The 19,883-nt window shown below is 71.9% G+C and carries 22 protein-coding genes; 10 read left to right on the forward strand and 12 right to left on the reverse strand.

Annotated features, from left to right (window positions below; translation table 11 throughout):
* Nucleotides 1-281 precede the first annotated feature (281 nt).
* The 3 genes from ACLQ25_RS05135 to ACLQ25_RS05145 form a co-directional block, all read right to left on the reverse strand.
* Nucleotides 282-3,197 carry a glycosyl hydrolase gene (locus tag ACLQ25_RS05135; protein WP_425729564.1) on the reverse strand — a complete coding sequence of 972 codons (2,916 nt, stop codon included), beginning with the start codon at nt 3,195-3,197 and terminating at the stop codon, nt 282-284.
* 172 nt (nt 3,198-3,369) lie between these two features.
* Nucleotides 3,370-3,744 (reverse strand): MmcQ/YjbR family DNA-binding protein, encoded by a 375-nt coding sequence (locus tag ACLQ25_RS05140; protein WP_425729566.1) that lies wholly within the window; start codon nt 3,742-3,744, stop codon nt 3,370-3,372.
* Between the two features lie 63 nt (nt 3,745-3,807).
* A complete protein-coding gene (locus tag ACLQ25_RS05145) occupies nt 3,808-4,527 on the reverse strand; it encodes a DUF1223 domain-containing protein (protein ID WP_425729568.1) in 720 nt (239 codons plus the stop codon).
* A gap of 236 nt (nt 4,528-4,763) precedes the next feature.
* Between ACLQ25_RS05145 and ACLQ25_RS05150 the strand changes: the two genes are divergently transcribed.
* The 3 genes from ACLQ25_RS05150 to ACLQ25_RS05160 all read left to right on the forward strand — a co-directional run bounded on the left by ACLQ25_RS05150 (nt 4,764) and on the right by ACLQ25_RS05160 (nt 6,773).
* Nucleotides 4,764-5,936, forward strand: coding sequence for a lactonase family protein (locus ACLQ25_RS05150; protein WP_425729570.1), 1,173 nt, complete (start codon nt 4,764-4,766; stop codon nt 5,934-5,936).
* A gap of 180 nt (nt 5,937-6,116) precedes the next feature.
* Nucleotides 6,117-6,386, forward strand: a complete 270-nt coding sequence (locus ACLQ25_RS05155) for a GlsB/YeaQ/YmgE family stress response membrane protein (RefSeq protein ID WP_425729572.1) — start codon at nt 6,117-6,119, stop codon at nt 6,384-6,386.
* Nucleotides 6,387-6,470: 84 nt separating this feature from the next.
* Nucleotides 6,471-6,773 (forward strand): GNAT family N-acetyltransferase, encoded by a 303-nt coding sequence (locus tag ACLQ25_RS05160; RefSeq protein WP_425729574.1) that lies wholly within the window; start codon nt 6,471-6,473, stop codon nt 6,771-6,773.
* An 8-nt stretch (nt 6,774-6,781) separates the two neighbouring features.
* On the opposite strand, the gene ACLQ25_RS05165 is transcribed toward ACLQ25_RS05160, so the two are convergent.
* The 3 genes from ACLQ25_RS05165 to ACLQ25_RS05175 are packed head-to-tail and all read right to left on the reverse strand — an operon-like array spanning nt 6,782 to nt 8,032.
* Nucleotides 6,782-7,225 carry an SRPBCC family protein gene (locus ACLQ25_RS05165; protein WP_425729576.1) on the reverse strand — a complete coding sequence of 148 codons (444 nt, stop codon included), beginning with the start codon at nt 7,223-7,225 and terminating at the stop codon, nt 6,782-6,784.
* A gap of 1 nt (nt 7,226) precedes the next feature.
* A complete protein-coding gene (locus ACLQ25_RS05170) occupies nt 7,227-7,577 on the reverse strand; it encodes an ArsR/SmtB family transcription factor (RefSeq protein WP_425729578.1) in 351 nt (116 codons plus the stop codon).
* Nucleotides 7,574-8,032 carry an SRPBCC domain-containing protein gene (locus tag ACLQ25_RS05175; RefSeq protein ID WP_425729580.1) on the reverse strand — a complete coding sequence of 153 codons (459 nt, stop codon included), beginning with the start codon at nt 8,030-8,032 and terminating at the stop codon, nt 7,574-7,576. Before ACLQ25_RS05175 ends, ACLQ25_RS05170 begins: the two co-directional genes overlap by 4 nt.
* Before the next feature lie 191 nt (nt 8,033-8,223).
* Here ACLQ25_RS05175 and ACLQ25_RS05180 point away from each other — a divergent pair, with 191 nt between their 5' ends.
* The gene (locus tag ACLQ25_RS05180) at nt 8,224-8,940 is read left to right on the forward strand and encodes an isocitrate lyase/PEP mutase family protein (RefSeq protein WP_425729582.1); all 717 of its coding nucleotides are present in this window, start codon (nt 8,224-8,226) and stop codon (nt 8,938-8,940) included.
* A gap of 67 nt (nt 8,941-9,007) precedes the next feature.
* Here ACLQ25_RS05180 and ACLQ25_RS05185 read toward each other — a convergent pair whose 3' ends face one another.
* The 3 genes from ACLQ25_RS05185 to ACLQ25_RS05195 form a co-directional block, all read right to left on the reverse strand.
* Complete coding sequence (locus ACLQ25_RS05185) at nt 9,008-9,742, reverse strand: DUF1963 domain-containing protein (protein ID WP_425729584.1); 735 nt, start codon at nt 9,740-9,742, stop codon at nt 9,008-9,010.
* A gap of 84 nt (nt 9,743-9,826) precedes the next feature.
* Nucleotides 9,827-10,756: a 5'-3' exonuclease gene (locus ACLQ25_RS05190; RefSeq protein ID WP_425729586.1), complete on the reverse strand. Its 930-nt coding sequence runs from the start codon at nt 10,754-10,756 to the stop codon at nt 9,827-9,829.
* Between the two features lie 59 nt (nt 10,757-10,815).
* Nucleotides 10,816-11,043 (reverse strand): hypothetical protein, encoded by a 228-nt coding sequence (locus ACLQ25_RS05195; RefSeq protein ID WP_425729588.1) that lies wholly within the window; start codon nt 11,041-11,043, stop codon nt 10,816-10,818.
* Nucleotides 11,044-11,166: 123 nt separating this feature from the next.
* Here ACLQ25_RS05195 and ACLQ25_RS05200 point away from each other — a divergent pair, with 123 nt between their 5' ends.
* Entirely contained in the window at nt 11,167-12,261 is a 1,095-nt protein-coding gene (locus ACLQ25_RS05200) for a DUF4037 domain-containing protein (protein WP_425729590.1), read from the forward strand.
* Here ACLQ25_RS05200 and ACLQ25_RS05205 read toward each other — a convergent pair.
* On the reverse strand, nt 12,245-13,507 hold the full coding sequence (locus ACLQ25_RS05205) for an MFS transporter (protein WP_425729592.1): 1,263 nt from the start codon (nt 13,505-13,507) through the stop codon (nt 12,245-12,247). The genes ACLQ25_RS05200 and ACLQ25_RS05205 overlap by 17 nt on opposite strands.
* A 98-nt stretch (nt 13,508-13,605) precedes the next feature.
* Between ACLQ25_RS05205 and ACLQ25_RS05210 the strand changes: the two genes are divergently transcribed.
* Nucleotides 13,606-14,493 carry a winged helix-turn-helix transcriptional regulator gene (locus ACLQ25_RS05210; protein ID WP_425729594.1) on the forward strand — a complete coding sequence of 296 codons (888 nt, stop codon included), beginning with the start codon at nt 13,606-13,608 and terminating at the stop codon, nt 14,491-14,493.
* A gap of 38 nt (nt 14,494-14,531) precedes the next feature.
* Here the strand turns inward: ACLQ25_RS05210 and ACLQ25_RS05215 are convergent, their stop codons facing one another.
* Nucleotides 14,532-15,902, reverse strand: coding sequence for a glycosyl hydrolase family 18 protein (locus ACLQ25_RS05215; RefSeq protein WP_425729596.1), 1,371 nt, complete (start codon nt 15,900-15,902; stop codon nt 14,532-14,534).
* Nucleotides 15,903-16,104: 202 nt separating this feature from the next.
* Here ACLQ25_RS05215 and ACLQ25_RS05220 point away from each other — a divergent pair, with 202 nt between their 5' ends.
* The 3 genes from ACLQ25_RS05220 (at nt 16,105) to ACLQ25_RS05230 (ending at nt 18,928) form a co-directional block, all read left to right on the forward strand.
* Nucleotides 16,105-17,214: a M24 family metallopeptidase gene (locus ACLQ25_RS05220; RefSeq protein WP_425729598.1), complete on the forward strand. Its 1,110-nt coding sequence runs from the start codon at nt 16,105-16,107 to the stop codon at nt 17,212-17,214.
* The gene (locus ACLQ25_RS05225; protein WP_425729600.1) at nt 17,211-18,353 is read left to right on the forward strand and encodes an acyl-CoA dehydrogenase family protein; all 1,143 of its coding nucleotides are present in this window, start codon (nt 17,211-17,213) and stop codon (nt 18,351-18,353) included. The genes ACLQ25_RS05220 and ACLQ25_RS05225 overlap by 4 nt, the downstream gene beginning before the upstream one ends.
* Nucleotides 18,354-18,421: 68 nt before the next feature.
* Nucleotides 18,422-18,928: an Lrp/AsnC family transcriptional regulator gene (locus tag ACLQ25_RS05230; protein ID WP_355051132.1), complete on the forward strand. Its 507-nt coding sequence runs from the start codon at nt 18,422-18,424 to the stop codon at nt 18,926-18,928.
* Here the strand turns inward: ACLQ25_RS05230 and ACLQ25_RS05235 are convergent.
* Nucleotides 18,858-19,469 (reverse strand): histidine phosphatase family protein, encoded by a 612-nt coding sequence (locus tag ACLQ25_RS05235; RefSeq protein WP_355051131.1) that lies wholly within the window; start codon nt 19,467-19,469, stop codon nt 18,858-18,860. The two genes, ACLQ25_RS05230 and ACLQ25_RS05235, sit on opposite strands and share 71 nt — an antisense overlap.
* 155 nt (nt 19,470-19,624) lie before the next feature.
* On the opposite strand from ACLQ25_RS05235, the gene ACLQ25_RS05240 reads away from it, so the two are divergent.
* Nucleotides 19,625-19,819, forward strand: coding sequence for a CsbD family protein (locus ACLQ25_RS05240; RefSeq protein WP_425729601.1), 195 nt, complete (start codon nt 19,625-19,627; stop codon nt 19,817-19,819).
* The last annotated feature ends 64 nt before the right edge of the window (nt 19,820-19,883 follow it).

Below are 19,883 nucleotides of genomic sequence, written 5' to 3' on the forward strand. Positions count from 1 at the left end.
CGAGGCGGGCCGACAATGGTGGGCATCCGCCGCCTGCTCCTCACGGTGCGCTGCTCCGATGCGTAAGTCAAGATTGGTGCTTATCTATTTATTGATGCTGTCATTTGTCGAATGCAGGACCACATCGGCCCTCGCCTGCTGCATCTTGCAGGCCGGTGCTTGCCCCGATCCGTCGTACCCGCGCTTCCCCATTTCCGGGCAACGATCGCCCGGGCCCCGCGTGACGCCACGGCGCCCGCCGTCGGCCGGGGCACGGCCGACGGCGGGCGCGGATGGACCGATCAGGAGTACGGAAGGCGCAGCACCGACTGGTTGCCGATGCCCAGGGTGGTGGGGTTGTTGCCGATGGCCGACCAGACCTCCACCCGGACCGTGCCGTTGCTCAACGTGCCCAACGTCCCGGTCGCCGAGGCCAGGCCGGCGCTCTGCGTGTAGTGCTCGTAGCCGGTGACCGGGTCGGTGGCGAAGTAGCGCCACGTCTCCGTCCGGTCCCAACTGCCGTTGCCGGTCAGGTCGTAGGAGACCCGCACCTGCGTGCCGTTGCCGACGGCCGTTCCCGCGTCCACGAACAGGTCGAACGCGGTCTGCGCCCCGGAATAGGTGAGGTTGAGGCCGGTCGCCGTGAAGACCTGGGCGTTCGTCGGCGTACCGTCGTGGTTGCCGTTGGCGGCCGCGACCGTCGTCGTGGTCGCGCTGCCGGCGTTGCCCAACCCGCCACCGGCGAGCAGGTACCGCGTCGGCGAGCCCGAGCTGGGCGGCGGCGTGGTGGGCGGCGCCGTGGTGGGCGGCGCCGTCGTCGGTGGCGCCGTCGTGGGCGGCGCGGTCGTGGGCGGCGCGCTGGTCGGTGGTACGCCGCCGGAGGCGTTGCCGCCGCTCCAGGTGTACGCCCCGGTGGTGGCCGTCCGTCCGGCCCCCACCGTGAGCCGCGTGCCGTTGGAGAAGGTGACGGTGATGGGGTTCGCGGTCGGGTTCGACGCCACGTAGGTGCGCGCGCCATTACGGGAGAAGACCGCGCTGAGCGGGTGGTTGGCGCTGACCGTCGTGTCGACGGTGCCCAGCGCGGCGAGGTTGCGGATCCAGTGGAAGGTGTGCGCCCGACTCTCGCCCTCCTCCGGGGTGTAGCCCGGGTTGGCGCGCAGGTTGGCCAGGGCCGCGTCGGGGTCGCCGAGGGCCTGGAACTGCCACAGGATGTCCTGCCACACCGTCGGCGGCCCGCCGTTGTTGCGGACCAGCTCGGCGTAGTTGGTGCGCACGTACGCCGGGTTGGCGCCCAGGTAGAGGTGCCCGCCGGTGACCGGCAGCAGGTTGATGCCCTGGATCATCTCCGGCTCGCCGCTGAACCAGGTGGCGTACGCCCCACCGTCGCCCCAGACCATGCCGACGGTGGAGTGGCCGAAGGCGGCCGGGAAGTTCTGGTCGCTGACGTCGAACCAGTACTCCTGGATCGCGGCGGCCTGCGTCGTGTAGAGGAAGATGCCGGCGTCCCGGACGGCGGTGTCGCCGGTGACCTGCCCCCACTGGATGAGGGCGTTGGCGAAGTTCATCCCCTCCGAGGACGACTCCTGGTTGTTGCCGGAGCCGAACGAGCCGTGCCCGGACGCCCAGTCGTGCCCCGCGTAGATGTCGAAGTCCCGCAGGTACGGGAAGCGGGTGTCGTCGCGACGGTAGTTGTTGGCGTCGCGGATCAGCAGGTCCACCATGCCGCCGTACCGGCTGCTGGCGGCCCACGTCGGGTCGAACTTGGCCAGCGTCGCGGCGGCGGCGATGTAGTAGCCGTAGTGGAAGTGGTGGTCGTTGAGCTCCTGGTCCGAGCCGTACGACGCCGGGTAGCCAATCAGGGTGCCCCAGTTGGCGTCGTAGTAGAAGAGCTTGCTGGTCTTGCCCGTGGAGGCGGTGAGCCAGTCGGTGAGCGTGGAGCGGATCGCGTTCAGCGCGCTGTCGCGGGTGGTGGTGTCGTTGACCAGGTCGGCGATCTCGGCGATCCGGGCGGCCCGGCCGAGGCCCTTGCCGGTCCAGTACGTGTCGTTGCCGCGCTGGTCCATCGGGTTGCTCCGGGCTGCGGCCAGGTGACCGGTCAGCGTGGACAGGTCCGATCCGCTGCCGTCGCCGACGGCCGGCAACTCCGGCAGCACGCCCTGGAACGTCATGGCGGTACGGAACTGGCTGATGCCGGTGAGGACCTTTATCCGGCCCCGCGCCGACGGGTAGGTCGGCGTGATCGGGGTCGAGCCGGCCAGCGACTTCCACTGGTGCGGGTAGAGGCTCACCACGGTCTGCGTGGCGCTGCCCTCGCGAGCGGTGGTGGTGAAGGCGTACGTCGTGCTCAGGCCGTTGGTCGACGGGTCGTAGGAGTAGGAGACCCGGGTGCCGGTGACGTGGGCGTGCGCGTACCGGCCGTAGGTGGTGGCCAGGTCGGCGCGCTCACTGGCGCTGGCCGTCGGGGGCAGCAGGGCCACCGAGAAGTAGCCGCGACCGGCCAGGGTGGAGGAGATACGGCCGCCGCTGACGGTCCAGCTCGCGCCGCTCGGGGCGTACGCCACGTAGTCGTGGCCGTTGACCCGGAAGCCGATGGTGGTCCCGCTGTTGGACCACACCTCGGGGGTGCCGGACGTGCCGATCACCGCGTCCCCGCCGGTGGCCTGGAAGTACGCGAACGGCAGGCCGTGGCCGATGGTGGCGCGCAGGGTGCGGGCACCGTCGCTCCAGTACGGGCTGACCGTCCAGTCGGTCCAGCCGTCCACCTTGACCTGAGGCGCGGCGAGCCCGGCCACGCCGACACGGATGTCCTGGACGTACGGGTAGTGGTACTCGCCGACGCCGGTCGCGGTGCCGCTGATGGCGGGGGTGGAGTTGGCCGAGAAGCCGAGCCCGTCGGTGAACGTGTCGTACGAGGTGGGGTGGGCGTGCAGGGGCTCGCTGAAGGCGCAGTCGGTGCGCTTCCACAGCAGCGAGGACCACCAGTCGTTGGTGGGCACCGCTCCGGCGGGCGCGTTGGCGGTGGCGAACTGCCGGGGGTTGCTGGACATCTGCCCGCAGCCGGTGGGGAGAGCGCCGACCGGGGTGGTGGTGTAGCTGCCGGCGCCGACTCCGGCGGCCTCGGCGGCACGGGTGACGGGGATCGTGAGGCCACCGACGACCAGGGCCAGGGCGGTGGCGGCTGCCAGCGCCCATCGGCGGTGGGGGACGGGAGGTTTCATGGTGCCTCCATCGCGCGTCCGGGCGCGGATCGTGCCGCCCCGGCGCCTTGCGTCTGAATTGTGGAAAACGTCGATCGAGAGAGCGCTCTCTTAGACGGCACGGTAATCGACCGTCGAGATTCCCGTCAATGTGTCCGTCCGGTTGCGTGCGGATGTCGCGAACTGACCGGGGTTACCAGCCGACCCCGTCCAGCTCGGCCTGCAGCGCCTCCGGCGCACGCATCCGCCAGGCGTCGGTCATCAGCTCGGTGAGGCGGTCGACGTCGACGGCCGCCAGGCGCAGCAGCACCAGCGGCAGGCCGTCGTACCCGGGCGTGGTGAAGAAGACGTCGGCCTCACCGAGCAGCAGCGCCTGCTTCTCGGCCTCGTCCCCGACGAACAGCACCGCGATGTCGCGGCGGATCACCCGTGGCCGGCCGGGCGTGCGCTCCGGATAGGACCAGATGAAGCCCTTGTCGGCGACCCGGAAGTCGAAGCCCTCGCTGTCGATCTCGACCGTGTGGGGCAGAGCCAGGGCCAGGCGGCGGACGTCGTCGGCGTCAGCCACCGGGACCCCGCACGTCGCGCGCCATCCGCATGGGCCGAGAGTACGCACCGGTACCGACAAGACTCAGCCGGACAGGTCGACGGCCGCGGCGCCCACGACCACCCGGTCGGCCTCGCGCTGGACGTAACCGATCACCGTGGCCTGGCCCGGGTCGAGGTCAGGCGGCACGGCCAGCTCCACCTGCCCCCGCTCGCCGTGCAGGGGTGTCGACGCGAAGGCGCGTACGACGTTATCCTGCCGCAGCGTCCGGCCGGCGTTCTCGCCACGGGCGATCGCGCTGTCCAGGCCGCGCTGCACGATCGCCACGTTCACCACCGCGCGCTGCGGCGGCCGCTCGACCCGGTAGTCCAGGACCAGCGGCGTGCCGCCTCCGCCGACCTGCGTCACCGACACCGTCAGGGGCGCGGAGGCGGCCGACGTCAGGGCGGACGCGATGGCGCTCGCCGCCCGGCCCCGGTCGGAGCCGACGAACTCCACGGCGCCGTTGACGATCATCTGCGGGGTGTAGAGACGTCCGGAGCCGAAGGCGTGGGCGTACGCCTCCTGCCGTGCGGTGTGTGCCGCGTCCGCGAACTGGTCGGGCCAGCCCAGGTCGTCCCAGTAGTCCACGTGGAAGCCGAGGGCGAACACCGGCTCCCCGCGCGTGCGGGCGTCGCGCTCGATCTCGGTGAGCAGCTCCTCGGCGGGCGGGCAGCTGTTGCAGCCCTGGGAGGTGAACAGCTCGACGACGGCGACACCGCCACCGGTCGCCGTCGACGGGTTGTCCGGCGATGGGTTGGTCATGTCACGTCTCCTCCCCGAGGCCTGCGGGCCGCTCTGCGATTCCCGTTACCGCGCCGACAACGCCTGGGCAGCGAGGCGGTTCCGGCTCCTGGTGCGCCTCTTGTAGCACAAATCCACCGTTACGCGCGGCGATGCCACTTACGGGTAAGTAGCCGCGAAGTGGGATCTTCCTCCGATACCTTGCGAAGGAGAGAAAAACTCTCATTCGTCGTGAGTTGCGGCTAAGGAGATCAGTGATGAAGCGCAGCGTAGCGCTAGCGGCGGCCCTCCTGGTGGGTCTGACCAGCGCCGGAACACTTCCCGGGGCCGCCTTCGCGGACGGTGGGCCCGCAGGTGGCCACGATGACCGTGGGGGACGCGGACACCACCGGGGCAGCGAGGGCGCGGTCTTCGTCCAGACCAACAAGGCCGAGGGCAACACCATCAAGGTGTACGAGCGCGACGAGGACGGCCAGCTCAGCAAGGCGGGGGAGTACGAGACCGGCGGCCTCGGCGGCTTCACGATCGGCGCGCCGGTCGACGCGCTGGCGTCGCAGGGTTCGTTGATCTACCACCGTGGGCTGCTGTTCGCCGTTAACGCCGGCAGCAACACCGTCACCGTCTTTGACGTCGACGGCACCCGGCTGCACAAGCGGCAGGTGATCTGGTCCGGAGGCCTGCTCCCGGTCAGCGTCACGGTCCGCGACCACCTCGTCTACGTGCTCAACGCCGGTGGCGAAGGCTCGGTGCAGGGCTTCGAGCTGGACAAGGGGCGGCTGTCGCCGATCCACGGCGCCAACCGCTCGCTCGGCCTGCACAACGGCAACCCGCCGGCGTTCATGAGCGCTCCCGCCCAGCTCAAGATCGACCCGGAAGGCGAGTTCGTCCTGGTGTCGACCAAGAGCGCGAACGTCATGTTCAGCTACGAGATCGGCCGCCACGGCGAGCTGTCCCGCAACCCGGTGATCAGCGACGCCGGTTCCGTGCCGTTCGGCTTCACGTTCGACAGCGAGGACTCGGTGCTGGTCACCGAGTCCGGCAGCAACGAGGTCAGCCGCTTCGAGATCGACGACGACGGCGCCCTCGACCAGTTCGGGCCGTCGGTGCCGAACGGCCAGCAGGCGCCCTGCTGGATCCAGCGGGTCGGCGAGTACTTCTACGTCGCCAACGCCGGCAGCTCCACGATCAGCGCCTACAAGGTTGACGACGACGGCAAGCTCCAGCTCGTGCACGGCGTCGCCGCCGACACCGGCGGAGGGTCGATCGACATGACCACCAGCGACGGCTTCCTGTACGTCCAGAACGCCGCCGCCGGCAACGTGCAGGGCTACGAGGTGAACGACGACGGCTCGCTGCGCCTCGTCACCACCGTCGAGGGCCTGCCGAAGTTCACTGACGGCATCGGCATGGAGGGCATCGCCGCCTCCTGACCGTCGACACCCCGCTGGTCCCGGTCGCCACCCGGCCGGGACCAGCGCACGTCTCCGGCCAGCCCGAACATGACAACTGTGTGACAAATCAGCCCGTGGGCCGATCGCCGGTTTCGGCGGGGCCGGGCGCGGGGCAACCAGACGTCGCTGACGACAACACATTCGGAAGGGACGGCCCCCGTGGAAATCCAGGGCTTCTTCACCGCCATCATCATCGGCCTGGTCATCGGCGCCCTCGGTCGCCTCGTGGTTCCCGGCAAGCAGAACATCTCGATCGTGCTCACCCTCGCGATCGGCGTGCTCGCCGCGATCCTCGGCACGCTCGTCGCCGGTGGACTCGGCGTCGACGACACCGCCGGCATCGACTGGATCGAGCTGCTCCTGCAGGTCGTGTTCGCCGCGATCGGTGTGGCCGGCGCCGCCGCCGTGTTGGGCCGGCGGCGCTCCTGACGCCCCGCTCCCTCGGGGGCCCGCCGGCCCCCACGCGCCCGTGGCGACGGCTGGCCGCCACGGGCGCTGTGCTTGGATGATCCGGTGCAGTTCACCGTGACAGACGTGCCCGCGCGGGAGCGGTTCGAGGCGCGCGACGAGACGGACGCGGTCGCCGGCATCGTCACCTACCAGCTGACGGGCGCCATCATCGCCTACACCCACACCAAGGTCGATCCGGCGTACGAGGGTCGGGGCGTCGGCTCGACCCTGGCGCGCGCCGTCATGGACGACGCGCGCGCCAAGGGCCGCAGCGTGGTGCCGATCTGCCCGTTCCTCGCCGAGTGGCTGGTGAAGCACCCCGAGTACGAGGACATCGTCGTACGGTCCACCCGCAAGGTGAAGTAGCCCCGCGCTCAGTGCCAGTCGCTGATCGCGACGTCGTCCGGCGCCGGCCTCCCGCGCCCCGTCTCCACCAGCTCCTTCAGGCTCATCAGGAACGTGGCCCACTTGGTGCTGCAGTGGTGCATGAACTCGACCGGCTCACGCCAGCCCCTGTGGGCGAACAGGACGATCGTGTAGTCGCCCCGCTGGTCAAGGTGCCAGTCGACCTCGGTGCCGACCCATTCCTCGGGGCCCCCGGTGACCCGCCAGCGGACGTGGCCGCGGGGTTCCAGGTCAAGGACCTGCATGTCGAAGCCACCGACGTCGCCGAACCGGAAGGCCAACTGCCCGCCGACCTCGCTCGTGCCGACCGTGTCGGTCGTCCACCAGCCGGCGAGGCCGTGCGGGGTGGCCACCGCGCGGTAGACGTCGTCGAGCGGGGCGACGACGCCGACCCGGTGCAAAATGTCGACCATCTCATTCTCCCTGGGTGTCGGTGCGGTGACGTTCGATCGTCTCGGCGATCCGCTTGATCCGGCGCAGGCGGGCGTCCCAGGTAGCCCCGACGGTGTTCAGTTGGGCGACCGCGCGGGCCAGTTGCGCCTCGTCGACCTGATAGTGACGCTCCCGACCGGCGGGAGCGGAGTGGATCAGGCCCACCCGGTCCAGGACGGCCAGGTGCTTCGAGACGGCCTGGCGGGTGACGGGAAGTCGCTCGCTCAGTGACGTGGCCGTGCCGGGCCCGCCGGTGAGCAGCAGGTCGATCATGCTGCGCCGGATGGGATCGCCGATCGCCGACCACAGGGCGTCGTCGACTGCCGTGGTCATGACGTGGCGACCAGCCGGGTGACGTACGTGCCGAGGTTCGGGACGTAGTGGTTCCACCCGTTGACGTGGTCCTGGTACTGCTTCTCCAGCATGGCGACCTCCCAGCCCATCTCGCGGAACCCGGTCTCCGTCATCCGGAGGCGGGTCCCCGTGGCGGTCGGAACGAGGTCGAAGGTGACCAGCAGCGACTGTCCGCCGCGGTCCGGCTCGGTGAAGCACCACCGGAAGGAGAACCGCTTCGGCGGGTCCACGTCGACGACGGCCAGGTCGACGGTCGTCGTCGCGCCGGTCTGCGCGTCGCGCCACACCAGCTCGCCGGGCGCGCCCGCGACCGGTTCGAACCGGGCGTCGTCGGGCCACCACTCCCGTACGTGCTCGGGCTGGCTGATCACCTCGAAGACCACCTCGGGTGAGGCGTCGACGTCAATGTCGCGTTCGATGACTCCGTACTCCATGCGTACCACCCTTTCGCAACCTTTGGTTGCGTAACGGTACAACGGGCCGGCGGCGACGTGCAACCTTTTGTTGCACGTCGGCGCGGCGGGTTTCCCGGCGGGCACGGAGCGTGCGACGGCGGTACGGTCCAGGCTGGGTGACCTGTCCGGCCCGCACCGTCGTCCCTCCACGACCCCGGGAGACCTGAACGATGACTGCCTCCGTTCTCCGTGCCCTGCACCACGACCGCCCGGTCGGCGACCCGCTCGTCCTGCCGAACGCCTGGGACGCGGGCAGCGCCCGGGTCTTCGCCGACGCCGGCTTCGACGCGCTCGCCACGCCCAGCGCCGGAGTCGCGGCCTCCCTCGGCTACGAGGACGGCGCGACCCCGGCCGCCGAGATGTTCGCCGCGGTGGCGCGGGTCGTCCGGGCCGTGTCCGTGCCGGTGTCCGCCGACGTCGAGGACGGGTACGGGCTGACGCCCACCGAGCTGGTCGAGCGGCTGCTGGAGGCCGGTGCCGTCGGCTGCAACCTGGAAGACTCCGAGGGGCACGCCACGCTCAAGGACCCGCAGCGGCACGCGGACTGGCTGGCCGAGGTGCGCGCGGCGGCCGGCGACGCGCTCGTCATCAACGCGCGCGTCGACACCTTCCTGTTCGGCACCGGCGACCCGGCCGACGCGATCGCCCGCGCGAAGCTCTACGTGGCGGCCGGGGTCGACTGCGTCTACCCGCTGCGCGCGCCCATCGAGGTCCTTCCGGCACTGCGCGAGGGCGTCACCGGCCCCATCAACATGGCCGCCGCGCCGAACCGGGAGTCGGTGGCCGAGCTGGCCCGCAGCGGCGCGACCCGCATCACCTTCGGCCTGGGCCTGCAACGGTACGCGATGGGCGCGATCGGCGACCTGGCGGCGCACCTGCGGGCCTAGGGTCGGTGTCCCCGAGACCGTCGCGTCGCCGCACCCGGCCTCGGGGACACGCCGAGTCCGGATCGTGTCAGCCGTTGAAGTCCGTCATCAGCCAGATCCGGTCGAAGGCACGCTCGGCCAGGTCCGCATGCTTGATCATGAAGTTGACGACGATCAGCGTCTCCCCGAACGCGTCACCCACCTGCCCCTCGTCCAGCCAGACGGTGGCCAGCACGGTGTGCTCGGTGGCGTCGAGGATGGGATTGTCCGCGCCGCCGGTGCTGGCGGCGCCGTAACCGCCGAGGGAGAACTCGTAGTCGTTGTCCTCGAGGTACCACATCACCTCCCCGATCGCCTCCTCGACCTCGTCGTCCAGGCGTAGGTCGAACGGCGCCTCGCGCTCATTCTCCGGAAGGCTCCAGCCGGCACGAGCGTGCAGCGGGACCGGATCGAAGACCGGCACCCCGGGGCTGGGGCGCTCGGCCACCGCAGTGCCGGCCGGCACATGCACGACCCGGCACCGGGTGGGCGTGAAGCGCGGCTCGACGAAGAACAGCAGCGACCCGTCGGTCGGCAGGTCGAGGTCGTGCCCGTGCGAGGGGATCGCGGCGAGGTCGAGCGTCAACACGAGACACTGCCCGGGCGGCCACTCCTCGCCCCGCGGCAACGCCGCGAGACCGCCGAACCGACCGACGACAGGCAGGCCGTCGCCCTTCGGAACCAGCTCCGTCTGTGGTCGGGCCAGCCGCACCCAGCGCTCGATCTCGTCCGCCGGCACGCCCTGCTCCCGGGCCGCGGCCCGGAACTCCTGTCGTACGTCCATGGCCGGGCATTGTGCCGGAAAGATCCGACAGGCATCGGGCCACGACCGCCACGCGGGTTCGACGCCGCGCCGGGCTGCGCCTTTTCAGGCGGCGTCGACGCGGGCGGCCAGGGCGTCCACGAGTCGGCGGGCGGAGCCGGCCAGGTTCCACCGGCCGGCCAGGTCGAGCAGCCGCTCCGGGTCGGCGGGGGCCGTCGGCAGCGCGGTGGGCAGCTCCGGCAGGGCCACGTCCAGGGCCACCCGGACCACCGTCGGCGCGACGGCCAGGTAGTCGCGGGCGCCCGCCAGCTTGGTACGCAGACCTGGCGCGAACGACGAGTCGGAGTCGTCCAGCGCGGCCAGGACGCCGTCGATGCTGCCGTACCGCTCGATCAGCCGCGCGGCGGTCTTCTCGCCGACGCCCGGCACCCCGGGCAGCCCGTCGCTGGGGTCGCCGCGCAGGGCGGCGAAGTCGGCGTACCGATCGGCCGGCACGCCGTAGCGGGCGCGCACCACCGCGTCGTCGCAGTCGTCGAGCTTGGCCACACCGCGCCCGACGTAGAGCAGGCGCACGTCCCGGGAGTCGTCGACGAGTTGGAACAGGTCCCGGTCGCCGGAGACCACCTCGACCGGGCCCGGCTGGGTCACCGACAGGGTGCCGAGCACGTCGTCGGCCTCGTAGCCGTTCGCGCCCACGGCGGTGATGCCGACCGCGTCGAGGACCTCCAGGATCATCGGCACCTGGGGGGAGAGCGTGTCGGGGACTACCTCGCCGCCCTGCGGGGCCACCCGGTGCGCCTTGTACGACGGCAGCAGCTCGACCCGCCACGCCGGTCGCCAGTCGTAGTCGAGGGCGCACACCATCCGGTCTGCGCCGCGACCACGGATGAGCGTGGCGAGCATGTCGAGGAAGCCACGCACCGCGTTGACGGGTGTGCCGTCCTCGGCGCGCGCGGCGGACTCCGGAATGCCGAAGTACGCCCGGAAGTAGAGGCTGGGTGCGTCGATCAGCAGGATCGGGGATCGGTGTGCCACGCCCGACAGCCTGGCACAGGCCTCCGACGATCAGCGGTACGCCCGGCCGCCCGGCGGCGTCAGCGCCGTTCGTCGTGCCGGTAGACGGTGTCGCGGCGGGCGAGGTGCTGCACCACGTAGCTGGTCACCAGCAGCAGGATCGCGACCACCACCTCGACCCAGGCGGCGACGCCGTCGGCCACGGTCAGGCCGATCACGAGCAGGACCAGGCCGACGAGGGCGAGGACTCCGGCCCACAGTTGCCGACGGCGACGGGTCGCCGCCCGGTTCGCGTCGTTCGCTGCCACGTCCGTCCTCCCTGCTCGGGAGCCACCCGCGCGGACAGCCCGATCCCAGGCTATGGCCCCTTTCCCGGTCCTACCTGGGAAACCAGCGTGCGGGCCGGCCCGGGGACGGCGCAGACTGCCGGTGTGGCGTTCCTTCCCGGTCTGGTGCTGGCCCGCCGGTACCACGACGAGGTGGTCGCGCCGATCCTGCGCGCTCGCCTCCCTGGCCTGCGGTACGCGGCGGGGCTGCTCGACGGTGGCTCGGAGGTGCTCGGCCTGGACACGGCCCGGTCCACCGACCACGACTGGGGTCCCCGGGTGCAGGTGTTCGTCGGGCTGCCCGACGTCGCCGCGATCCCGCGGCTGCACGCCGCGCTGGAGGCTGACCTGCCGACGGAATTCCTCGGCTGGCCCACTCGCTTCGCAGGTGACGACGGTCGACTGGGCGTCGCCGACGCGGCCGGGACGCGGCACGGGATCGCGGTCGCCGAGGTGGCCGGTTGGTGGCGTCGACGGCTCGGGTTCGACCCGATGGCCGGGGTCGCCACGGCGGACTGGCTGGCGAGCCCGACGCAGCGGCTCGCCGAGGTGACGGGCGGCGCGGTCTTCCACGACGGGCTCGACGGGGCCCTGACGGCCCGGCGGGACGCGGTGCGGTGGTATCCGCCGGACGTGTGGCGGTACGTCCTGGCGGCGGTGTGGACCCGGGTCGCGCAGGCTGAGCACCTGCCCGGCCGGTGCGCCGAGGTCGGCGACGAGTTGGGCAGCCGGATCGTCACCGGGGGCCTGGCCCGAGACCTGCTCCGGCTCGGTCTGCTGCTGCGTCGGCGCTGGCCGCCGTACGACAAATGGCTCGGCACGGCCTTCGCCGGGCTGCCCGACGCGGCCCCGGTGGTCGCGGCGCTGGCCGAGGCGGTCGGCCCGGGCGACTGGACCCGACGCCAGGCTGGTCTGGTCGAGGCGCTGGAGACCCTGGCCGGGTGGACCGACGGGACTTCCCTGGCAGCGCCGGTACGCGCCCGTGCCGTGCCGTTTCACAACCGGCCGTTCCTGGTGCTGCGTGCCGAGCGCGTCGCCGCCGCGCTACGCGCCGCCGTGACTGACCCGACCGTGCGTGACCGACCGCTGTGGGGCGCGGTCGACCAGTACGTGCACAGCGTCGAGGTGCTCGGCGACGCGACCAGGGCTCGTCGGGTGGCCGACGGTCTGTTCTCGGGTGCGCTCACCGATCAGCGGTGACGGCCGGACGCCGGCTCTCGTCGCGGTCGTGGTCGGTGAGGTCGTGCAGGTGTCGGACGGGGGAGAGCAGCAACGCCAGGGGCGCGCAGATCAGGGTCGCCGCGACGACGAACAGGGTGGTGCGGGCGCCGAGCGGGCCGGCCAGCGCGCCGGCGACGAGCCCGCCGACCGGGATCGCGCCCCAGGAGACGAAACGTACGGTCGCCATCACCCGCGAGAGCAGCTCGGGTGGGCTGGCGATCTGCCGGTACGTGCGGGTGGTCACGCTGAGCACGACCGTGCCGAGGGAGAAGACGATGCTGCCGGCGGCGAAGGCCACGTACGCCGGCCAACCGGTGCCCCCGGGAATCAGGAACGCGCCGACGACCGTCGTGAACCCGGCGGCGACCAGCGCGCGGGCGCTGCCGAGCCACCTGGTGATCCGGGTGGTGAGGGCGGCGCCGACCAGCGCGCCGACACCCTCGACGGCGAGCAGGACGCCGACCAGGCCGGGTGGCGCGTGCAGGTCGCGGACCAGATAGAGCGGGTGCAGCGCGAACTGGGCGCCGCAGACAAAGTTCATGGCCGTCGCGGCCCACATGCACGGCCCGATGACCGGGTGGTACGCGGCGTAGCGCCAGCCCTCGCGGATCAGCGCACCGACCGGCGGCCAGTGCTCGGGCGCGTCGACGCGGCGCGCGGGCAGCGTACGCAGGAGAGCCGCGGAGACGAGGTAGCTGGCCGAGTCGACGAGCAGGGTGGGCACCGCGCCGAGCGCCTGCACGGCGAGTCCGCCGAGCGATGGGCCGCTGAGCAGGGTCGCGGCGTGGGTGGCCGAGGTGAGGCTGTTGCGCGACTGCAACTGCTCGCGTTCGACGATGCTGGGCAGGAAGGTCGAGTTGGCCACGTCGAACAGCACGTTGGCGAAGCTGACGACCAGCGCGGTGATCACCAGGTGGGTCACCGTGAGCTGCCCCCACCACCAGGCCAGTGGGATCGACGCGACGGCGAGCGCCCGGGCCAGGTCCGCACCGACCTGGGCGCCGCGCAGCGGCAGGCGTTGCACGATGACACCGGCCGGTAGGCCGATCACGATCCAGGCGACGTAGCTGGCCGCGGCGATCAGACCCATCTGCCAGGCGGAGGCGTCCAGGACGACCAGCGCGGTCAGCGGCAGGGCCACCGCGCCGACCGCCGACCCGACCATGCTGGTCGTGCCGGCGGTCCACCAGCGCCAGAACACCCCGGCCCGTTCGTCGACGTGCATGTCGTCGGCCCCCGTTCGTCGCGCCGCGGTGTTCCCGGTGTTAGTGCGTTCCTTTCTGGAACGGACTATAGTCGCGTCAGGACAGAGGGGGGAAGCGGGTGCGACGGGAGGATCTCGCCGACGCGGACTGCGGCATCGCGCAGGCGCTCGGTGTGCTGGGGGACTGGTGGACATTCCTCATCGTGCGCGACGTCGCCGGCGGCACGACCCGCTTCGACGCGCTCCAGCGCGAGCTGGGCGTCAGCCGGCGGGCGTTGACCGAACGCCTGGCCGCGCTGGTGGAGCACGGCGTGCTGGAACGTCGTCCGTACTCCGCGCACCCGCCCCGGCACGACTACCTGCTCACCGCGCGGGGCGAGGGCCTGTTACCGGTGCTGATCGCCCTACAGGACTGGGGAACGAGGCACCTGATGAGTGACGGGGAACTGACCGCGACCGCCGACGACGCCTCCGCCGAGGCCCGACGGGTGCACCACCTCGTCGGGCGGCGACTGCCCGAGGTCGTCCTGCCCGGGCCGGACGGACGGCCGGTCCCGGTGGCCACGCCGGACGCCTGGAGCGTCCTCTACCTCTTCCCGGGCGCCTACGCGCCGGGCGTGAACGCCTATCCGCCCGGGTGGGCCGACATTCCGGGCGCGCGGGGCTGCACCCTGGAGTCGACCACCTACGCCGACCGGTATCCGCGGTTCCGGGACCTCGGGGTACGGGTGTACGGCATCAGCACCCAACGACCGGACCAGCTCGCCGACTTCACCGCGTACGCCGGGTTGCCCTTTCCGCTGCTGTCCGACGAGGACGGTCGGCTCGCGGCGGGCCTGCTGCTGCCCACCTTCCGGGCCGGCGGGGTGACCCGCTTCAAGCGACTGACGATGCTGGTCGATCCGACGTCGGTGGTGCGGGCGGTGCAGTTCCCGGTCACCGATCCGGCCGGGTCGGTCGACGAGATGCTGGCCCTGGCCCGCGACCACGCGACGATCCCCGGCTGACACGGTCGTCAACCGGGGATCGGGGCGTACGGGTCGGGTCAGGCCGGGAGCGTCCAGCGCTGGTTGGCGCCGGCGAAGCACTCCCAGATCTGCAGGCGGGCGCCGTCGGCCGAGGTGTTGTCGGTGACGTCGAGGCACTTGTTGGACTGCGGGTTGCGCAGCGTGCCGTTGGGCTGCGCCTGCCACACCTGCGCGCCGCTGCCGTTGCAGTCGTACAGCTGCACCTTCGCGCCGTTGGCGGTGGAGCCGCTGGTGATGTCGGCGCACTTGCCGAGGGCGCGCAGCGTGCCGTCGGTGGCGACGGTCCAGGTCTGCGCGGCGGTGCCGTTGCAGGTGTAGATCTGGACGGCGGCGCCGTTGGCGCTGCTCGCGGCCGCCACGTCGACGCACTTGCCGCCGATCCCGGTGATCCGGCCGGTACGACCCGACGGCGGCGGGGTGGTGCCGCCCATGATGGTGTCGTACATGGCGCTCACCAGCGAGGTGGAGCCGGTGGTGTCCTGCGACAGCTCCCAGTTCATCACGCCGCCGGCGTTGGCGAGGGCCCACTGCGTCTTGCGCTTGACGGTCGGGATGCCGTTGTAGCACTGCTGCGCGCCGCCGGCCGTGGTGCAGTCCCGGTTGGCGTTGGCCGGGTCCAGGGCGACGAGCGCCGAGTACGTGTAGTAGCCGGGGCGGCTGTAGAAGGGGATGCCGAGGACGGCCTTGCTGGCCGGCAGTCCACGGGACTTCCACAGGTTGATGCTGTTGATCGACCAGTCGTAGTTGGAGTGCGGGCTGCCGCCGTCGTACGCCATGATGTTGAGCCAGTCGACCTGGCTGAACACGGCGGTCGGCACCCCGTCGAGGTAGTAGCCCTCGGAGACGACGGCTGCGGTGAGCAGCTTGCCGCGGCTGTGCATGGCGCTGCCGAGCTGGGTCATGAGCTGGGTGTAGTTGTTGGCCGAGGCGCCCGGGTCGGGGTACTCCCAGTCCATGTCGACGCCGTCGAGGTTGTACTGGTTGACGAAGTTGACCAGGTTGTTGACGAACGCCGTCCGGCTGTTCGAGTTGGCCGCGAGGGCTTCGAAGGCCGAGTCGTTGCCGTCGTTCCAACCGCCCACGGCGATGGAGACCCTGACGTTGTTGGCGTGCGCCTGGGAGACGAGCGAGGAGAGTTTGCTCGGGTTCTCCACGGCGCGCAGGCTGCCGTCGTTGTTGGGCAGCACGAAGGCGTAGTTGATGTGGGTGAGCTTGTTGTACTGGATCGTGTTGACGTTGCCGGCCCACGAGGGCATGTAGCCGACGCTCTTGAAGCCGTTCGGCAGCACCACGGCCTGCGCGGCGGTGGGGACGAGGGCGACGGTGGTGGCGGCGGTGGCCAGGGCGAGCAGGCCGGCGCTCAGGACGCGGCGCAGTGGTGAGGACATGGGGGCCTTCCCGTGGGCGGGGGACGACACCCGCCCGCGCAGGGTTGTCGCGGGCGGGACGTGCGGGGGCAGGAACGGGTGGGCCTCGAGGCAGCCAAATCTTAAAGAGTGTTAACTGTCGGCGTCAATCAACGCCGGTGGATTTCCGTCGTGGGACGTACGCGGCTTCTGGCGGCCCCCAAACGACCGTTAAGCTGACCGGGTGGGGACCGACGAGCTGTACCCGCCGGACCGGCTGGTCGCCGCGCAGCGCGCCACCGCCGCTGCCGGCCTGGACGCGCTGCTGCTCACGCCCGGCTCCGACCTGCGCTACCTGACCGGCTACGACGCCCACGCGGGGGAGCGGCTGACCTGCCTGGTGCTGCCCGCCGAGGGCGAGCCCACGCTCGTGGTGCCCCGGCTGGAACGTCCCGCCGCCGAGGCTTCGACCACCACCGGTCTGCGCATCGTCGACCACGCTGACGGCGCTGATCCGTACCCCCTGGTCGTGGCCGCCCTCGACGGCCCGGCGGCGGCGGTCGGGCTCGCCGACCGGATGTGGGCCGAGCAGGTCCTCGCCCTGCGCGCGGCGCTGCCCGGCGCCGCGCAGCGGCTCGCCGGCGACGTGCTGCGCGAGCTGCGGATCCGCAAGTCCCCGGCGGAGATCGCGGCCCTCGCCGCGGCCGGCGCGGCGATCGACGAGGTGCACCTGCGCATGGGTGAGTGGCTGCGACCCGGGCGCACCGAGGTCGAGGTCGCCGCCGACATCGCCGCCGCGATCCGCGCCGCCGGGCACGTCAGCGTCGACTTCGTCATCGTGGCGGCCGGCCCCAACGGGGCGAGCCCGCACCACGGCACCTCGGATCGGCCGATCGGCGTCGGCGAGCCGGTGGTGGTCGACATCGGCGGCACCATGCCGTCGGGCTACCGGTCGGACTGCACCCGCACCTACCTGGCGGGCGGGACCGCGCCGGCCGACTTCGTGGAGTACTACGCGGTGCTGCACGCCGCCCAGCGCGCGGCGGTGGCGGCGGTCCGGCCCGGCCTCCCCGCGGCGGCCGCCGACTCGGCGGCCCGGACGCCCATCACGGCCGCCGGATACGGCGACGCGTTCCTGCACCGCACCGGGCACGGCATCGGCCTGGACGGTCACGAGGACCCCTACCTGGTGGCCGGGAACGACCGGCCCCTGGAGGCCGGTATGGCGTTCTCCATCGAACCCGGCATCTACCTGGCGGGCCGGCACGGCGCCCGCATCGAGGACATCGTCGTCTGCACGACGGACGGCGTGCAACGGCTCAACACCACCCCCACGGAGCTCATCGCGCTATGACTGTCGACCGGATCCTCCCCACCGACGAGGCCCACGACCTGCTGGACCTCGCCAGCGAGCTGGCCGACCGTGAGCTGGCGCCCAAGGCCGCCGGCTTCGAGGAACGCGCCGAGTTCCCCCGCGAGGTGCTGCGCACGATCGGCCGCGCCGGCCTGCTCGGTCTGCCGTACGCCGAGGAGCACGGCGGCGCGGCGCAGCCGTACGAGGTGTACCTCCAGGTGCTGGAGATCCTGGCCAGTCGCTGGCTCGCGGTCGCCGAGGCGGTCAGCGTGCACACCCTGAGCTGCTACCCGGTGGCCGCGTTCGGCACCGACGAGCAGCGCCAGCTGCTGCCGGACATGCTCGGCGGCGAGCTGCTCGGCGCGTACTGCCTCTCCGAGCCGCAGGGTGGCTCCGACGCGGCGTCACTGAGCACCCGGGCGGTCCGCGACGGCGACGCGTACGTCGTCTCCGGCACCAAGGCGTGGATCACGCACGCCCACAGCGCCGACTTCTACAACATCTTCTGCCGCACCGGCGGTCCCGGCCCGAAGGGCATCTCCTGCCTGGTGGCCGACGCGGGTACCGCCGGCATCGCGCCGCAGGTGGCGGAGCGGACCATGGGGCTGCGCTCCTCGCCGGTGGCGCAGATCGCCTTCGACGGGGCACGGGTTCCGGCCGACCGGCTGGTCGGTGGTGAGGGGGCCGGGTTCACCATCGCGATGTCCGCGCTGGACTCCGGCCGACTCGGCATCGCGGCCTGCGCGGTGGGGCTCGCCCAGGGGGCGCTGGACTACGCGGTCGGGTACGCCCGGGAGCGGCAGCAGTTCGGCCGGTCCATCATCGACTTCCAGGGGCTCGGTTTCCTGCTCGCCGACGCGGCCACCCAGATCTCCGCCGCCCGCGCGTTGACGCTGGCGGCGGCGCGGCTGCGCGACGCCGGACGGCCGTACTCGATCGAGGCGGCGAAGGCGAAGCTGTTCGCCACCGACATGGCCATGCGGGTGACCACCGACGCCGTGCAGGTGCTCGGCGGGGCCGGCTACGTGGCCGACCACCCGGTCGAGCGGTACCTGCGCGAGGCGAAGGTGCTGCAGATCGTGGAGGGCACCAACCAGATCCAGCGGTTGGTGATCTCCCGGGCGCTCGCGAAGGGCTGACCAGGCGCGGGGCGGCGCGGCGGGGTTCCTCGTCGCCGTCGCGCCGATTTCCCGGTAGGTTGCTCGCCGTGGAGGAGATCGACCGCGCCATCGTCGCCGCCCTGACCGCTGACGGCCGCCTGTCGTACACCGACCTGGCCGAGCGGGTGGGACTCTCGGTGTCCGCCGTGCACCAACGGGTACGGCGGCTGGAGCAACGCGGCGTCGTCAAGGGGTACGCGGCCCGGGTCTCCTTCGAGGCGCTGGACCTGCCGTTGACCGCGTTCGTGGCGATCCGACCGTTCGATCCGTCGCAGCCGGACGACGCGCCGGAGCGGCTCGCCCACCTACCCGAGATCGACTCGTGCTACTCGGTGGCGGGGGAGGACTTCTACCTGCTGTTGGTGCGGGTGGCCAGCCCCACGGACCTGGAGCGGGTGTTGCAGGAGATCCGCACCTCGGCGAACGTGACGACCCGGACGACGGTGGTGCTGTCCACACCGTACGAGAACCGTCCTCCGAAGATCAGTGCCGGGGCGCCTGGTCGGTCGCGGTCCCGGGCGCCGGAGGAGCCGGCTGGTTCCACCGCAGGATGACCTGCCGGCCGTGCTCGTGACCGAGCGCGCTCACCGTCGCGGTGTCCAGCCGCAGTCGGCCGCCGGCGGACGGGGGCAGTCCGATCCAGCGGGCGCCGAGCACCCGCAGGCTGTGCGCGTGACCGACCAGGGCCACGGTGCCGCGGTCGAGCAGCGGGGTGACGCGGGCCAGCACGCGGTCGAGACGCTCGCCCACCTGGGCGGGTGACTCCCCGCCGGGGCAGCCGTCGGTCCAGATGTTCCAGTGCGGGTCGTCGTCGTGGATGTCGACGGTGGTGCGGCCCTCGTACTCGCCGTAGTTCCACTCGCTGAGGTCCTCGTCGACGGCGTCGACGGTGAGCCCGGCGAGCTGCGCGGTGCGCAGCGCCCGGGAGCGGGGACTGGCCAGGACGGTGGCGAAGCGCCGGCCGGCGAGGAACGCCGCGAGGGTGCGGGCCTGTCGCTCGCCGTCGGGGGTCAGCTCCAGGTCGGTGTACGAGGTGTGCCGCAGGCTGGCGCTCCAGGTGGTCTCGCCGTGCCGGATCAGCAGGAGCTCTCCCATGCGGCCAGTTAACCACCGTGGCGGTGTGGTCCGGGCTGCCCTCCCTCAACCTATCTTCCTAGGATGCCCTACCGGGTGTGCCGCCCGGCACCACCGGTTTCAGCACCGGGAGACCGGGCAAGCGAACGGCTACAACCGCCAGACCGAGGAGCGCGATGAGCTTCACCGAGAAGGCAAAGAACAAGGTCGAGCAGATGGCTGGCGCCGCGAAGGAGCGGGTCGGCGACATGACCGACAACGAGTCGATGCGTGGTGACGGCGCGAGCCAGAAGGGCGACGCGCGCGCCAAGCAGGCCGGTCAGAACATGAAGGAAGCCGGCAGCAAGATCAAGGACGCTTTCAACAAGTGACCTGAGCGGTCGTGGGGGGGGGCCGGGCCGGGGGGGCGGGGGGCCCCCCCCCCCCCCGCGCCCG

The organism is Micromonospora sp. DT44 (genome assembly GCF_049841635.1).
In the GTDB taxonomy this organism is placed as follows: domain Bacteria; phylum Actinomycetota; class Actinomycetes; order Mycobacteriales; family Micromonosporaceae; genus Micromonospora.

Coding starts and splice junctions, on each gene's coding strand:
- ACLQ25_RS05215 (WP_425729596.1), bottom strand. CDS start 15,902: ATGTCCTCACCACTGCGCCGCGTCCTGAGCGCCGGCCTGCTCGCCCTG.
- ACLQ25_RS05150 (WP_425729570.1), top strand. CDS start 4,764: ATGAAGCGCAGCGTAGCGCTAGCGGCGGCCCTCCTGGTGGGTCTGACC.
- ACLQ25_RS05135 (WP_425729564.1), bottom strand. CDS start 3,197: ATGAAACCTCCCGTCCCCCACCGCCGATGGGCGCTGGCAGCCGCCACC.
- ACLQ25_RS05170 (WP_425729578.1), bottom strand. CDS start 7,577: ATGACCACGGCAGTCGACGACGCCCTGTGGTCGGCGATCGGCGATCCC.
- ACLQ25_RS05240 (WP_425729601.1), top strand. CDS start 19,625: ATGAGCTTCACCGAGAAGGCAAAGAACAAGGTCGAGCAGATGGCTGGC.
- ACLQ25_RS05185 (WP_425729584.1), bottom strand. CDS start 9,742: ATGGACGTACGACAGGAGTTCCGGGCCGCGGCCCGGGAGCAGGGCGTG.
- ACLQ25_RS05175 (WP_425729580.1), bottom strand. CDS start 8,032: ATGGAGTACGGAGTCATCGAACGCGACATTGACGTCGACGCCTCACCC.
- ACLQ25_RS05180 (WP_425729582.1), top strand. CDS start 8,224: ATGACTGCCTCCGTTCTCCGTGCCCTGCACCACGACCGCCCGGTCGGC.
- ACLQ25_RS05225 (WP_425729600.1), top strand. CDS start 17,211: ATGACTGTCGACCGGATCCTCCCCACCGACGAGGCCCACGACCTGCTG.
- ACLQ25_RS05145 (WP_425729568.1), bottom strand. CDS start 4,527: ATGACCAACCCATCGCCGGACAACCCGTCGACGGCGACCGGTGGCGGT.
- ACLQ25_RS05235 (WP_355051131.1), bottom strand. CDS start 19,469: ATGGGAGAGCTCCTGCTGATCCGGCACGGCGAGACCACCTGGAGCGCC.
- ACLQ25_RS05205 (WP_425729592.1), bottom strand. CDS start 13,507: ATGCACGTCGACGAACGGGCCGGGGTGTTCTGGCGCTGGTGGACCGCC.
- ACLQ25_RS05165 (WP_425729576.1), bottom strand. CDS start 7,225: ATGGTCGACATTTTGCACCGGGTCGGCGTCGTCGCCCCGCTCGACGAC.